Annotated in this window: 10 protein-coding genes; 1 reads left to right on the top strand and 9 read right to left on the bottom strand. The window is 67.6% G+C overall.

Annotated elements, in window-relative coordinates:
* Positions 1-21 precede the first annotated feature (21 nt).
* The 3 genes from K7W42_RS16875 to pulA all read right to left on the bottom strand — a co-directional run bounded on the left by K7W42_RS16875 (position 22) and on the right by pulA (position 5495).
* Positions 22-972 carry a nucleoside hydrolase gene (locus K7W42_RS16875; RefSeq protein WP_224576019.1) on the bottom strand — a complete coding sequence of 317 codons (951 nt, stop codon included), beginning with the start codon at positions 970-972 and terminating at the stop codon, positions 22-24.
* Between the two features lie 210 nt (positions 973-1182).
* The gene (locus K7W42_RS16870) at positions 1183-1710 is read right to left on the bottom strand and encodes a dihydrofolate reductase family protein (protein ID WP_224576017.1); all 528 of its coding nucleotides are present in this window, start codon (positions 1708-1710) and stop codon (positions 1183-1185) included.
* Positions 1711-1793: 83 nt separating this feature from the next.
* Positions 1794-5495: a pullulanase-type alpha-1,6-glucosidase gene (gene pulA, locus K7W42_RS16865; RefSeq protein WP_224576016.1), complete on the bottom strand. Its 3702-nt coding sequence runs from the start codon at positions 5493-5495 to the stop codon at positions 1794-1796.
* A gap of 708 nt (positions 5496-6203) precedes the next feature.
* On the opposite strand from pulA, the gene K7W42_RS16860 reads away from it, so the two are divergent.
* Positions 6204-6407: a hypothetical protein gene (locus K7W42_RS16860; RefSeq protein ID WP_157459275.1), complete on the top strand. Its 204-nt coding sequence runs from the start codon at positions 6204-6206 to the stop codon at positions 6405-6407.
* A 66-nt stretch (positions 6408-6473) separates the two neighbouring features.
* Here the strand turns inward: K7W42_RS16860 and galK are convergent, their stop codons facing one another.
* The 6 genes from galK to K7W42_RS16830 form a co-directional block, all read right to left on the bottom strand.
* Positions 6474-7517, bottom strand: coding sequence for a galactokinase (galK, locus tag K7W42_RS16855; RefSeq protein WP_224576014.1), 1044 nt, complete (start codon positions 7515-7517; stop codon positions 6474-6476).
* A 127-nt stretch (positions 7518-7644) separates the two neighbouring features.
* On the bottom strand, positions 7645-8763 hold the full coding sequence (galT, locus tag K7W42_RS16850) for a galactose-1-phosphate uridylyltransferase (protein WP_224576013.1): 1119 nt from the start codon (positions 8761-8763) through the stop codon (positions 7645-7647).
* Positions 8756-10243: a glycoside hydrolase family 36 protein gene (locus K7W42_RS16845; RefSeq protein ID WP_224576012.1), complete on the bottom strand. Its 1488-nt coding sequence runs from the start codon at positions 10241-10243 to the stop codon at positions 8756-8758. Before K7W42_RS16845 ends, galT begins: the two co-directional genes overlap by 8 nt.
* Positions 10236-12263: a beta-galactosidase gene (locus K7W42_RS16840; protein WP_224576010.1), complete on the bottom strand. Its 2028-nt coding sequence runs from the start codon at positions 12261-12263 to the stop codon at positions 10236-10238. The genes K7W42_RS16845 and K7W42_RS16840 overlap by 8 nt, the downstream gene beginning before the upstream one ends.
* Positions 12264-12345: 82 nt before the next feature.
* On the bottom strand, positions 12346-13194 hold the full coding sequence (locus K7W42_RS16835) for a carbohydrate ABC transporter permease (RefSeq protein ID WP_224576008.1): 849 nt from the start codon (positions 13192-13194) through the stop codon (positions 12346-12348).
* Entirely contained in the window at positions 13191-14054 is an 864-nt protein-coding gene (locus K7W42_RS16830) for a carbohydrate ABC transporter permease (RefSeq protein ID WP_224576007.1), read from the bottom strand. Before K7W42_RS16830 ends, K7W42_RS16835 begins: the two co-directional genes overlap by 4 nt.
* Between the last annotated feature and the right edge of the window lie 93 nt (positions 14055-14147).

The following is a 14147-nucleotide window of genomic DNA, read 5'->3' as shown; positions in this document are numbered from 1 at the left end:
CCACCGCGCACTGCCCTCTGCTTAGGGCAGCCGCCCGATGCGCTCCAGCAACAGCTCGAAAAACTCGTCATCCCGCACGCCCACCGCCACCTGGGCATTGGCGGGCTGGCCGGTCACGCCGTACAGGTCGCAGACGGTGCGGCCCAGGTTCAGGCCCTCTTCGGTCTCGACCTGCACGTTCATGGGACGCCAGGTCAGCAGGTCAGGGCGCAAAGCGGCGGCGACTGCCAGCGGGTCGTGGAGGGCGCCGCCGCTGAGGCCGTAGCGGCGCCGGTACACCGCCGCGTAAAAGGTCAGCAGCTCGGCGCACACGGCCCCGGCCTGGTTGCCCAGGGCGCGCAGGGCCGCCACCCGCTCTGGGGTGGCGATGCACTGCATGGTCACGTTCAGGCCCACCATCTTCAGAGGCACGCCCGCTTCAAAGACGATCTGCGCGGCGTGGGGGTCGGCCAGGGCATTGAATTCCGCGGCGGGGGTGCGGTTGCCCTGCGCGGTGCCTCCGCCCATCCACACGATTTCACGGAGAAGGGGCGCGATGTCCGGGGCCAGGCGCAGCGCCAGGGCTACATTGGTCAGGGGGCCGGTGGGAATAAGGGTGACCTTGCCGGGCCGCTCGCGTACCGTGCGGATGATGAACAGGGCGGCATGTTCCGCTTCGGGGTCACGCCCCGGCTCAGGCAGGTGCTTGGCGGGGAGGCCGGTGTCGCCGTGAACCGCTGCGGCGCTCAGTGGTGGGCGCACCAGGGGGCGGTCGGCGCCAGCGTAGACGGGCACCTTCTGCCCCGCCTCACCGGCCAGGGCCAGCGTCACCCCAGCGTTGCGGGTGGTCAGCGGCAGGGCCACATTGCCGTGCACAGTGGTCACGCCCAGCACGGTCAGGTCTTCGGGACTGGCCAGCGCCAGCAGCCAGGCCACGGCGTCGTCCAGGCCAGGGTCGCCGTCCAGAATCACGGGCATGGGAGAGTGGATCATGGCTGGCAGCATAAAAGAAAGCTCGCCCCGGCGTGGGTGGCCGGGGCGGGAGGTCCGGTGGGTCAAAAGGGTCGCTCGGCGAAGTGGCCGATTGAGGGATGGAGAGTGCGCAGGAGAAAAGAACGGGGCGATGCTGAGTAAATGAAGGAATTGGGCGGCTGTCATGACCAACTCCAGCCAGGGCCATAGGGTTCACGTCTGGCCTTTCCTTTAGTCGCGCAGCGGTTCGTACACCAGGAGCATTACGCCTGCGCCGAGCGGCCTGGAGTCGCGGAGTTGCAGCGGTGAGAACAGGCGCTTGCCCTTGCCCAGCACCAACGGATAGACCATCAGGCGAAGTTCGTCCACCAGCCCGTGCCGCAGGAGGGTCTGAACGAGGTCGGCGCTGCCGTAGGTCAGGAGGTCGGCGCCGACCTGACGCTTCAGCCTCTTCACGGCGCTGACCACGTCTCCAGTTAACGCGGTGGCATTCCACTCCAGGGAGGCCAGGGTGGTTGTGGCGACAAACTTGGGCAGGCGGTTCATGCGGTCGCCAAACGCCCCGGTCTCCGCCGCCGCTGGCCAGTAAGTGGCGAAGCCCTCGTAGGTCACGCGGCCCAGCAGCAAGACGCCCGCGTCAAAGAGTTCGTCGCGTTTGAACTGACCAATGGCCGGGCTGGAAAAGCCGGTTTGCCAGGGCGTCGGCTCTTCCATCACGCCGTCGAGGGTCAGAAACTCGGTGACAATCAGCTTGCGCATCTGGGCTCCTTGTACGGGAGCTGCGCTCAGAGGGGCGGGAGTCAGCGGTCAGATGAGCCAGGCCCCCACTCCTCTGGATGTCCTTACTTCCCGACGAACACCGCCGTGGTGAGGGCCGGCACCGTCACGCTATTGCCGCTGGCCTTGCTGGTTTTGACCGTCGCGTCGGTGCTGGCCGCCAACACCGGATGCAGGCTCAGGTTCAGGCCCGAGAGCGCGGCGTCTTTCAGGGTCACGCTCTGGCCGCTGGTATTGAAGACCACGACGACAGTGCGGTACGGGTTGGTGGCATTCACGGCCCCGCTGAGTTTCATAACGATCACGCCGGGCGTCTGGCTCGGCCCCACGTTCAGGAAGCTCAGGCCCTGCCCCACCTGCGCCGCCGTGTCCATGCGGAACAGGGTGCTGGAGTAGCGCACGCGCAGCATCTCGCGGTAGTGATCAAAGGCGCGTCCGATCTCGGCGGCGCCCGGTTTTAGGGCCGCGTTGCCCAGCAGCGGGCGGTACAGGTCCCAGTTCGCTGCATTCTTTTCGGCGGGCGGCAGGCCCTTGCCAAAGCCGTTCGAGGCGCGGGTGAAGTCCAGGGTGTTGAACCAGTCGCCCGAGTTGTAGCTGTCGGTGTCAAAGCTCTTGGAACGCAGAATCTCGTCGCCGGCATAGGAAAACGGCAGGCCCTGGCCCAGCAGCACCACGCTGTTGGCCAGATTCTGCATGCGGGTGCGCTGGGCCGGGGTGGCATTCGCCGGGGCTTTCAGCAGCACCGCGTCGTACAGCGTCTGGTTGTCGTGGGCGCTGACGTAGGTGATGGCCTCGCGCGGGCTGGCCGCGTAGCCGGCGGGGGCGTCGCCGTACTTCAGGCCCGCCCCGGTGACGACCTGGCCCGCCGCGTTCGTCAGGCGGTAGTCGCGCAGGTTGCCCGTCAGACCCAGGCGCACCAGGTCGGCCAGGGCCAGGGCTTTGGCCTGGTCGGCGCCGCCCGGTAGGCCGTTGGGCAACACGAAGGCGCCCGTGGCAAAGCCCTGCTCCTGAAGGCCCCCAAAGGGATTGCCGCCGCGCACCGCGTCGCGCAGGCGGTCATTGAAGGTGCCGACGCCCTGCCCGAACAGGTTCAGCTGCGTGGCGTTCTTGCCGCGCGCCCCGGCGGCCACCTCGCCAAAGTCCCAGCCCTCGCCGTAGAGGTAAATGGCCTTGCCGTCTACGCCGTCTTTTTGCACGGTCAGGGCGTCCAGGGCCGCGCGCGCCGCCTGCAGGTCGCTCACGAGGTGGTGGCCCATCAGGTCAAAGCGGAAACCGTCCACCTTGTAGGCGCGGGCCATCAGGACCAGCGTGTCCACCATGAGTTTGCGCATCATGGCGTGTTCAGTGGCGGTGTTGGCGCAGCATGTGGAGTTCTCTACGCCGCCGTTGACATTCAGGCGGTGGTAATAGCCGGGCACGATCTTATCCAGCACCGAGCGCTCGGCCTGCCCGCTGGCGGCCGTGTGGTTAAACACCACGTCCTGCACCACCCGCAGCCCGGCGCCGTTCAGGGCGGCCACCATGCGGCGGTATTCCAGGGTGCGCTGGTCCGGGTTCACGGCGTAGCTGCCTTCGGGGACCATGTAGTGGTAGGGGTCGTAGCCCCAGTTGTAGGGGTCAGCGTCTCTGACGGCCGCAACAGCCTTTTGTTGCTCATCACTGTTCGGCGCAAACCGGCTCAGGTCGCCGGGCGTCTTCCACTGCCCCTTGTCCTCGTTGATGGTGGCGATGTCAAAGGTGGGCAGCAGGTGAACAGCTTTCAGGCCCGCGTCGGCCAGAGCCTTCAGGTGCGTCATACCGCTGCTGGCAGCTTGTGTGAAGGCCAGGTAGGTGCCGCGCTGGGCGGCAGGCACGCTGGTGTCGGCGGCACTGAAGTCGCGCAGGTGCAGTTCGTAGAAGCTGAGGTCGGCCGCACTGCGCAGCGCGGGTTTTTTCAGGGCGTCCCAGCCCTGAGGCTTCTGGGCGGCGTCGTTCAGGTCCAGCAGGACGCTGCGGGTGCTGTTCCGCGTGAGGGCCACGGAATAGGGGTCAGTGACGAGGTTGGTTTCTATCTTGCCGGTGCTGGGCGCAAAGACCTTGACCTCAAAGCGGTAACTGCCCCCCTTCCAGCCGGCTGCACCCTTGGCGGTCCACACGCCCTGCGCGTCGCGGGTCATGGGTACAGTGGTTTCGGTGCTCGCGCCGGTCGCGCTCAGGTGCAGCTTCACGTCCTGCGCCGTGGGGGCCCACAGCCGCACGGTGGGCACGTTGCCCTGCCAGGTCACGCCCAGTGGGCCCGCAGACGCGAACAGGTCGTCCAGTGCCCAGGCGGTCTGAACGCCGGTGGCGTCCAGCACGGTGCCGTCGGGCAGCACGCTGGAGAGGGCCAGCTGACCGCGCAGCGCCTCGGGCAGGCGGGCGCGGTCCTCGGGGCGCACCCGCAGCAGGGCGTAGTTGGCGAGGTAGGGCACTTTGGCCTTCAGGGCGGCAGTCAGGCCGCCCTCTACCGCTTCCAGGGTCAGGCTGTCGCCACCGTCCACGCCGGCGGCGGTCAGTTTCAGGCTGGCGTCCTTCGCGGCGTGCAGGGTCAGAAAGGCGCCGGGCTGCACCAGTTCGGGCTTCACAGCCACCAGGTCCTGCGAGAGCATCACGGCCTGCTGCTTCATCAGGTCGCCCACCTGGCGCACGCTGGTGTCGGGGCGCGTGGTATACACCTCAGTCTTGCCGCTGACGACCCAGGCCTGATTGCCCTTCTCGCTGCTGAGCGTCATGTCGGGGCCGGGGTCTTTCTCGTCGCCCTTGTGGACGATGAAATTCAGTTTTTTCCAGTCGATCTTCATCGGCACGTCCCAGTAGGCGCCAAAGCTGTTGGTGCCGGTTTGGGCTAGTGGTTTGGTCCACTCCACGCTGGCGGTGGTGTCTTCCCAGACGTGCAGGCCCCAGCCGCCATATTGGCCGTCGGGCCGGAAGTAATTGATGCGGGCAAACCCGGCGCGCACGGGTGGGTCGCTCAGGGCGGCGGGGGCGCCGTAGGCAAAGTCAGCCTTGCCGCTGGTCACGGTCACTTCGCGCCCTTTACTCAGGTCAGCAAATAGGTCCGCGCCGGGGTCCTTGTCGTCGCCCTTATGCACGATAAAGCCCACCTTGGCGGCGCCGGCTTTCAGGGGGACGTCCCAATAGGCGCCGCCCGCGTCCACGCCGGTCTGGGCCAGCGGCTTGGCCCATTCCACCGCCGCCGTGGTGTCCTCCCAGACATGCAGCCCCCAGCCGTCGTATTTGCCGTCGGGGCGAACGTACCGCACGCGCAGGACGTTCTGAGGAATGGGAGTGCTTCCATTGGCCGCCGGCGCGGCGGGGGCCGGGGTGGTGGCAGGTGCAGCCTGCGCCACAGGCGCTTTGGTGGCGTCCACGGTCAGGGCTCCTCCCTTCGCGTGGGCCACGTTGGTGCTCCCCGATTTCAGAAATAGCTCGCGCCCCCTGCTCAGGTCAAACCAGAGGTCGGCGCCGGGGTCCTTGGTGTCGCCCTTATGCACCAGAAAGCCCACCTTCTGCGCGCCGGGTTTCAGGGGAATGTCGTAGTAGGCGCCCCAGTCGTCGCGGCCGGTCTGGGCCAGCGGTTTGTCCCAGCTGACCTGCGCCGCAGTGTCTTCCCAGACATGCAGGCCCCAGCCTGCGTAGGCGCCGTCCGTGCGCTGGTAGTGCACGCGGGCGGTGTTGGCGGGCAAAGCGTTTTGCGCCGCTGCCGTGGCAGCCAGCGCGACCGTCAGAAGGGTCGCAAGACGTTTCATGTATAGGAATTGTAGCGGTTCCACAAAGGGCAGAGACGCCTGTAAAGCCGAATCGAGAAAGGCGAAGGGCCGTCCCTGAGGCTCTGGTAACCAAGAGCAAAGACTCCTGTGTCACTGGATCAAGAAAGGCGAGGAGCCGCCCCTCAGCCTGAAGCCACCAAGCCTCAGCCTGGCGACAGGCAGGCCTGTGAAGCACGGGTTCGCCGCAGACCGAGTCGCCGGAGCTGACGCATCAAAGCAAACGAGGGGCCGCCCCTAAGCTCCTGACCCATCACTCGGGCGGATGCCGTCTATTTCTGCACGACCTGGGATGGCGCTGGGGGTTCCCCGCCTTGAGCGCTTTAGAAGTCCGATTCCCGGAAATCTGTCTCCCTCTCCGCTTTCAGTCGGCCAAAACATCTTTCGGAGGCGGCTGGAGTGCGTATCAAGCAGCCATCAACCTTGGAGCGTGATTCCTGGCATCTGCTGGACCGGCGCCCTCACTACTGGCGCGGCCCCAGGTTTCAATGTGTGACAAGCGGAGGCTTGAGAAAGCATGTTTGACACGCCGCCCTATTTCACTGCCCCCAGCTCTCCCACAACGCAAGGGGAAAATGCCGTGTATGTCGGTCTTTTCAGCCGCATGCCTTGAAACTGTTCAGCGTGTTGCTCAAGTCCTCTTGACGCGGGGCACACGTCCCTGCGCCCGCGCCTGCCTACCCTGCCTCCATGACTGGACACCGCAGCGACGAAACTAACGACCGTCCGCAGGAACACCACAGTGACGCCGAAAGCCTGCGCCACATTCCCCATCACGACAGCGGCGTGGTGCAGGACAGCCCCGGGAATCCCGATATCGGCGTGCAGCACGGGGAACCCAACCGCCAGAAAGACCCCCAGCGCGACACCAACACCAACGACGGCGAAATCTGAACACCGGTAGACAGAGGGCGGCCCTGATGAATCTTTCTCAGGGCCGCCCTCTGTGCTGTAGCCAGCTTATGGAACGACTTGCCGGCCTTCCGGGCCGTACCCGGCCAGCACCTCGGCGGCAACGGCGGTGGCCTGACCCGCCTGCACCAGCGCCACCACCGCCCCGCCAAAGCCCGCGCCGGTCAGGCGGGCGCCGTACACCGCCGGGTGGGCCTGCAGCCGTCTCACCAGTTCGTCCAGCCGTGGGTGCGACACCGCGTAGTCATCCCGCAGGCTGGCGTGGCTGGCGTTCATCAGGGTGCCGAAGCGGGCGGCGTCCACGCCTTCTTCCAGTGCGGCCAGCACGCGGGCGTTCTCGGTGACGACATGTCTGGCCCGTTCCAGAAGCGGTGAGGGGAGACCCGTCAGCGCTTCCACCTCTGTAATGTCCCGCAGTTCGGGGACGCCCAGAAGCCGGGCGGCTTCCTCGACCTGGGCGCGGCGCTCGTTGTAGCCGCTGCCCGCCAGGGTGCGGGGCACGCCGCTGTCCAGCACCAGCACCTCGGCGCCGGCCGGAAGGGGCCGCAGCTGGCGCTCCAGGCTGCGGGTGTCTAGCAGCAGCAGGGTGTGCGTGTCGGCCACGCTGCTGGCCATCTGGTCCATGATGCCGCACTGCACGCCCACAAACTCGTGTTCGGCGCGCTGGGCCACCAGGGCAATGTGCTCGTCGTTGGCCTTCAGGTCCCCCAGGCGCCGCAGCGCCCGCAGCACCGCCACCTCCAGCGCCGCGCTGCTGCTCAGGCCCGCGCCCATCGGCACGTCCGAGGTGACGTGCACGTTCAGGCCGCCCGAGGCGCCGCCCAGCGCCAGCGCCCCAGCCACGTAGCGCGCAAACGGGGCCTGGGCGTTTGCTGCGACCGGGAACGCCGCCCACTCGTCCAGGTCGGCGGCGTAAACGCGGTGTTCGTCAGTGCCGTTGCGCCCCAGGGCCACGGTGGCCTGCTGGGGAATGGCCGTGGGCAGCACGAAGCCGCCCTGGTAATCGGTGTGCTCGCCCAGCAGGTTCACGCGGCCCGGCGCGCTGGCAACCACGTCGGGTGCCTGGTGGAAAACATCAGCAAAGGCTTTCATACAGCCTCCGATTCAGCCATTGGCAAACGACTGAATCCGAACGGAGCGAGAAGGAGAACAACAGGTTCCGGGCGTGGAGTTGGCAAAACGGCGACCTTCTTTGTTAACACAAGAGGCGAAATGCGTATCACAGGCCCTCTCCAGCGCTGGGGCTGACCGCGCGCAGTTCGGCGGCGGCGACCTCGGGCAATTTGTCGTTGGCAAACTCGCCCGCGCCCTGCTCGGTGCCCGCCAGGTATTTCATGCGACCGGGGGCGCGCAGATAGGGATACAGCTCGATGTGCAGCGGGAACTCGGGGTGGGGACCGTCCAGCGGCGCCTGATGTACCGTCAGCAGGTAGGGCATGCGCACGCCAAACAGGCCGTCCAGGCGCAGCAAGGCGTCTTTGAGCACCCGCGCCAGGCTGGCCCGCTCGGCGCCGCTCAGGTCCGACAGCAGCCCCACCGGGCGGGCGGGCAGCACCCAGGTTTCATAGGAATAGCGCGCAAAGGGCGGCACCACACTAAGGGCCAGGCCGTCGTCCCGCACCAGCCGCTCGCCGCTCTGGCGCTCGTCGGCCACAAAATCGGCCAGCCAGGGCCGGCCGTGCTGGGCGCGGTAGGCGCCGGTCTGGGCCAGCATCCGCGCCTGCACGGGCGGAATATGGTCGTAGGCATAGATCTGGCCGTGGGGGTGGTGCAGGGTCACCCCGACCTCGACCCCCCGGTTTTCAAAGGCCAGCACGCTCTGAATCTGGCCGGTGGCCGCCAGGCGTGCCGTGCGGTCTGCCCACACCGACAGCAGCAGGGTCACCTGTTCGTCCCGGAGGTCACACAGGCGGCCCTGAGCACTTTGGCTGAACACCACGACCTCACAGGCCCCTACCCCGGCGCGGGTGCCGGCCGGGCCAGCAGGCGGCTCGGGGGCCGTCAGGGTCAGGCTGGGAAACCGGTTTTCAAAGACGGCGATGTCGTAGTCACCTTGCGGCAGCTCGGTGGGGTGCTGGGGGTCCGTGGTGGGCGCCAGCGGGTTGTATTCGGGGGGCGGCAGGAAGGTGCGGCCCATGCGGTGCGCCGCGTACATGACCCACTCGCCGCGCAGCGGGTGCCAGCGCAGGGCCGGGCGGGCGTCGACCGGCTCAGGGCTGGGGCTGGGGATGGCCCCCCGCACGCGCACCGGGGCCAGGCCGTACAGGGTCAGGGGGCGGCCGTCCGGCTTGACACAGTCGGCGGCGTAGAGGGCAGTGGGCGGCGCGGGGTCAGCCATGATGGCCTTTACGGTAGCTGTGCGCGGCCAGGCCGCCGAGCCGCATGTCTGTTAGGTTAAAAGTGCCGCGCGAAAAATGGGTCACGGCCCCGCCAAAACTCTGGGTCAGGGCCGCTGGCCGGTCCGGCGTGCTGATGGTGAGGCAGCGGCGCAGCAGGGCCAGGCCCTCGTCGTCCAGCAGGGCAATCGGGTCGCTGCTGGCGCGCAGGCCTCCGATCACGTCCAGCATGCCGGCCACCGCTTCCCGCTCCTCGTGGTTCAGCAGGCTCAGTTCGCGGCGGCAGATGGCCACGTCAGGGTCCGGCTGATACCAGGGGTGCTGATACCAGCGCGACAGGGCGGTGTGCAGGGCGTTGCGGGCGCTGGGGCCGGTGGCGTCGCCCAGCCACACGCGCCGGGACTCCTCATCCCAGAAGGGCGCCACGTCGGGCCCGGTGCGCATGGCGTCCACCAGCCCGATGCTCTGGGCCAGCGGCGCCCCGCAGCCCAGCAGGAAGGCGTCCTGTCCGGCCCCGTCGCGCAGGGCTTGCAGGCCCTGCCGGTACGCCTGGGCGCGGCCCACCTGCGGGTTGTGACGCACGCCGGGCAGCGCCGCGCCATACAGAAAGTCCAGCTTGAGGTAGGTGTAGCCCCAGCCGCGCACCGTGGCCGCCAGATCGCGCAGCCAGGCCAGCACCTCGGGGTGCGTGGTGTCCAGGGCGTAATACGCCCCGCCCCAGTTGTGGCCGACAGGCAGCGGCTGGCCGTCCTCGCCGCGCAGCATCCAGTCGGGGTGCTCGGCAAAGAGGCGAGAGGACGGCGCGGCCAGAAAAGGCGCCAGCCACAGCCCCGGCGTAAACCCCAGGTCGCCCAGCGGGCCAGGCAGGTCGCGGGCGTGGCCGCCAAAGTGGGCGCTGGGCTCTGTCCAGTCGCCCAGGTCGGCCTGAAAGCCGTCGTCCAGCTGAAAGACCTCGAAGGGCAGGCCCAGGTCGCGGGCCCGCCGGGCATTGTCCAGCATGGCGTCCAGCGTCACGGCGCGGTAATACGAGTACCACGAGCACCACACGCGCAGCGGCGCAGGTGTGCGGGCATGCATGGCGCGGCCCAGCCGGACTGCCTGCGCCTCCAGGGTAGCGGTGACATCTGAGGTTTCTTCCCATAGCACAGGCACGTCCGGCCCTTCCAGGGTGCAGGTCACCGTCACCTGGTCGCCGCTGGCGCGCGCTTCCCAGCCCACAAAGGTCTGCGTGGCGTCGCCGGCCCCGCCCACCCAGCCGCTGCCGTCCGGGCGCACCAGCGCCAGCACGGTGTGACTGCGCCACACGCCCGCCTGCCCGCTGGGCAGAAAGCCGGGGTCGTGGCCCTGTTCGTGGCGCCAGCGCATCAGGGGCACGGCCTGCGTGTCTTGCAGGGGGCGCAGTTCAGCCTCACTCCACGACTGAAAGCCGCTGACCAGCACGCGCATTTCAGCGGGGTTGACGTTCAGGGTCCATTCAGGCATGAGGGGCCTCCGGCTGCACTGCGAAGCTGACGGGCGGCAGAGTCTGGCCGTTCCACTCGGCGGGCTCTGGGTTCCAGTTCTGCACGAGGACCTGACCAGCGCGGCGGCTGAGGCGCACGCCGTCAGGCAGGGGCGTCACCGGGAGTCCTGCGCCAGTCAGCACACCGGTCAGTACAGCGCGAATCAGGGTGTCACTGTGCGCGCCGATGACGGTCACGTTGTCCTGACGGATCACGGCGGCCTGGCCGTCCAGGGGACCGCCCTGGTAGGTGGCCAGCGCCTGTGCGCCGTTCAGGCGGTAACTTTCGGCCCAGGTGTGGGCGCTGTGGGCGCCAATGCTGCCGCCTACATCCTGCGCCAGCCCTGGCCGCAGCGAGTCGTAATTCAGCAGGCTGGCCCCCACCAGGCCGGCCAGCGGGCCAAATTGTCCCTCCTCCCAGGTGCCGCCGCCCGGCGTGCGAAAGGCGGTGCGGGGGCCGCAGACCAGCGCCGTGCCCCCGGCGGCCGCCTGCGCCCAGCGCCCGGCGCGCGCCCCGTCCACCAGCGTGATGGCCGGCGCCACGGCCACCGCGTAGCCGCTCAGGTCGGCGTCGGCGTGCACCACGTCCACGTCAAGGCCCAGTGACCGCAGCGCCGCGTAATACGTGACGGTCTGTGCCCAGTAGCTCAGGCCCGCCGCGTGCGGCTGCGCGTCGTACAGCCACAGGCTCTCGTAGTCGTGCAGCAGGGCCACGCGCGCGGGCACTGGGCCCAGCGGCAACTGTGCCGTGTCCAGCGCCGCCACCTCGGCGTGGCCGGGGCTGGGCGTCTCGTCGTGGCGCAGCAGCCCCGAGTGCATGACCTCCTGTGCCATCGTGGCCGCCCGCCAGCGGAAATAACTGACCACGTCGGCGCCGTGCGCCCAGGCCTGCGCCGTCCACAGCGCCACGGCCCCCGGCGCGGGCAGCGGGTTGTGGGGCGCCCAGTTCACGGGCCCGCACTGCTGCTCCATGACCCAGAAACCCGGTTGTGGGCTGTGGGGTGTGGGCTGTGGGGTCTGCGCTGTTCCTCCTTTCCACTTCCCACTCCCCACTACCCCCCGGTACAGGTCATGGTTAAACCCCACCAGGTCCGGGTGGCCAGTGCGGGCAAAGCGGGTTTTAACGTCCTCGGCCATGCCGGGGGGCGCAAAGAACTCCAGCATGCCGGTGGGGTAGTTGTCCCAGCTGGCAAAGTCCAGGCCGGTGGCCACCTCGTAGTGGTCAAAGCCGGTTTCAAAGATCATGAAGTTGTGGGTCAAAAAACGGCCTGGAGACAGCTCGCGCAGGATGGTCAGCTGCTCGGCCTGGAACTCGGCAATCAGGCCCGAGGCAAAGCGGGCGTAGTCCAGCACATGCGAGGGATTGGGTTCCGTCACGGTCAGGATGGGCGGCTTGATCTGTGCCCAGTCGCTGTACTCCATGCTCCAGAAGACATTGCCCCAGGCGTCATTCAGGGCGTCCAGGGTGCCGTATTTCGCGGCCAGCCAGGCCGGAAAGCGCTCGGCGCTGGCGCCTCCATACGAGCGGCCTGTGGCGTGGCAGCCAAATTCGTTGTCGGTCTGCCAGCCAGCCACCGCCGGGTGCTGCCCGTACCGCTCGGCCATCGCCCGCGTGATGCGGCGCGAGTGGTCGCGGTACACGGGCGAGGCAAAGTCGTAGTGCCGGCGCGAGCCGAACTCGCGCACGCGGCCCTGGGCGTCGTGGGCCAGCAGCTCAGGGTGGGCCCGCACCAGCCACGCGGGCGGGGTGGCGGTCGGGGTACACAGCACGACCTTCAGGTCCTGGGCGGCGTAGGTTTCGACGGCCTCGTCCAGCCAGGTCCAGGTGTACTCGCCGGGGCGCGGCTCCAGGCGGCTCCAGGCAAACTCGGCCAGGCGCACGTAGCTCAGGCCCAGGGCGCGCTGCTGCGCGGCATACGGCGCCCAGCGGTCTTGCGGCACATGTTCGGGATAGTCACAACTGCCAAGAAGCAGGTGGGCAGGCAGGTCAGCAGGGGTCATGCAGGGTCATCCTTGAAAAAGAGAGTGGGGACGTGGTGCTCGAAAGAGGGGACGAGGGGTGGCCACAGGCTGCGCACCCGTGTTAGCCCTTCACCGCGCCGCTCGCCAGCCCGCCCTGCCAGTAGCGGCCCAGGGTCAGGAAGGCAGCCACCAAGGGCAGAATGCTGACAAGTGCGCCCAGTACGATGACGGTGTACAGCGGTTCCTGTCCGCTGGAACTGCTGGTCTGGTTCCAGACGCTCAGGCCCAGAGTCAGCGGAAACAGCTCGTCGTTGCTGACCGCCACCAGCGGCAGAAAGAAGTTGTTCCAGGCGCCCACAAACGAGAACAGCCCCACCGTCACCAGCCCGCCCTGCACCAGCGGTAGCCCCAGGCGCTGAAAGATGGTCCATTCGCCTGCGCCATCAATGCGCGCGGCCTCGGTCAGTTCCCTGGGAAAGCCGGCGTCCCAGAACAGGCGCATCAGGTACAGGCCAAAGGGATTGACGAGGCCCGGCAGAATCACCGCCCAGTAGGTGTTCAGCAGGCCCAGCTTCTGCATCATCAGAAAGAGGGGCAGCACCAGCGCCGTGCCCGGCACCATGATGGTGGCCAGAATCAGGGCGAACAGGGCGTTCTTGCCCCGGAAGTCGTAGGCCGAAAAGGCGTAGCCTGCCAGCGCACTGACCAGCACGCTGCCCAGCGCCGTGGCCCCGGCGTAGACAAACGAGTTGAGCAGCCAGCGCCGGAAGATGCCGTCCTGGCGGGTGAGCAGCGTCTGCACGTTCTCGGCCAGGTGGCTGGGGCTGGCAAACCACAGACCAAAGGTCGAAAACAGCTGCCCGTTGTCCTTGAACATGGTCACGATGACCCACCACAGCGGCAGCAGCGCGTACACGGCAAACAGGGTCAGCGCCAGCAGTTGCAGCGGGGTAAAGCGGTCCCGCGTCACAGCTCACCCCCACGCCGGGTAAAGCGCAGAAACACGGCGCTCAGCAGCAGCGTGAAGGCGGCCAGCACCATCGCCAGGGTGGCCGCGTAGCCAAAGTTGCCGTCTCGGCTGGCCACCAGATACAGGTAAGTGTTCGGGGTGATGTTGTCCGGCACGTAGCCCAGCGGCCGAATCACGAAAGGCTCGCTGAAAATCTGCATGGTGCCGATAATCGAAAAAATCAGCACCAGCAGCAGGCTGGGCCTCAGGAGGGGCAGCTTGATAAAGCGCGTCAGGTTCCAGCCGTCGGCGCCGTCAATGCGCGCGGCCTCGTACAGGTCGCCGGGAATGTTTTGCAGCGCGGCGTACAGGGTAATCATGTTGTAGCCCGTCCAGGTCCAGGTGACGATGTTGGCAATGCTCCACAGCACCACGTCGCTGCCCAGAAAGTCAAAGGAGCGCCCAGTCAGCTGGTTCAGCGGCGACAGGTTCTTGGAATACAGGTAGCCCCACAGCAGGCCCGCAATAACGCTGGGGATGGTGTAGGGCAGGTAAAACGCGGTGCGGAACAGCGCCTGGAGGCGTCCCCGGCTGGCGTCCAGCATCAGGGCCAGGGCGGTGGCCAGCACCATCATCAGCGGAATCTGCACCAGCCCGAACTTCAGAATGTTCCACAGGCTGGTCAGAAATTCGCTGTCCTGAAAGGCGCGGGCGTAGTTGGTCAGGCCGCCGAACACGTCGCGGGCCGGGCCAAAGCCCACGCGCTTCTTGATAAACAGGCTTAGATACCCGGCGTACAGCACCGGCGCCACGTAAAAGGCGGCAAACAGCACCAGAAAAGGACTCAGGAACAGCCACGGCACCGCGCGCGGCGGTTTCATGGGCGTCCCGGTGGAGCAGCGTCAGTCATAGGCACCCTCTCTTCAGGCGGCAGGGGGGCAAAGCGCAACCCACGCGCCCTGCGCCCCCAAAGC

The sequence above is a fragment of the Deinococcus betulae genome, from assembly GCF_020166395.1.
Lineage (GTDB): Bacteria > Deinococcota > Deinococci > Deinococcales > Deinococcaceae > Deinococcus > Deinococcus betulae.
Note: the sequence above shows the minus strand (reverse complement) of the source record. Positions and strands in the feature narration are given on the sequence as shown.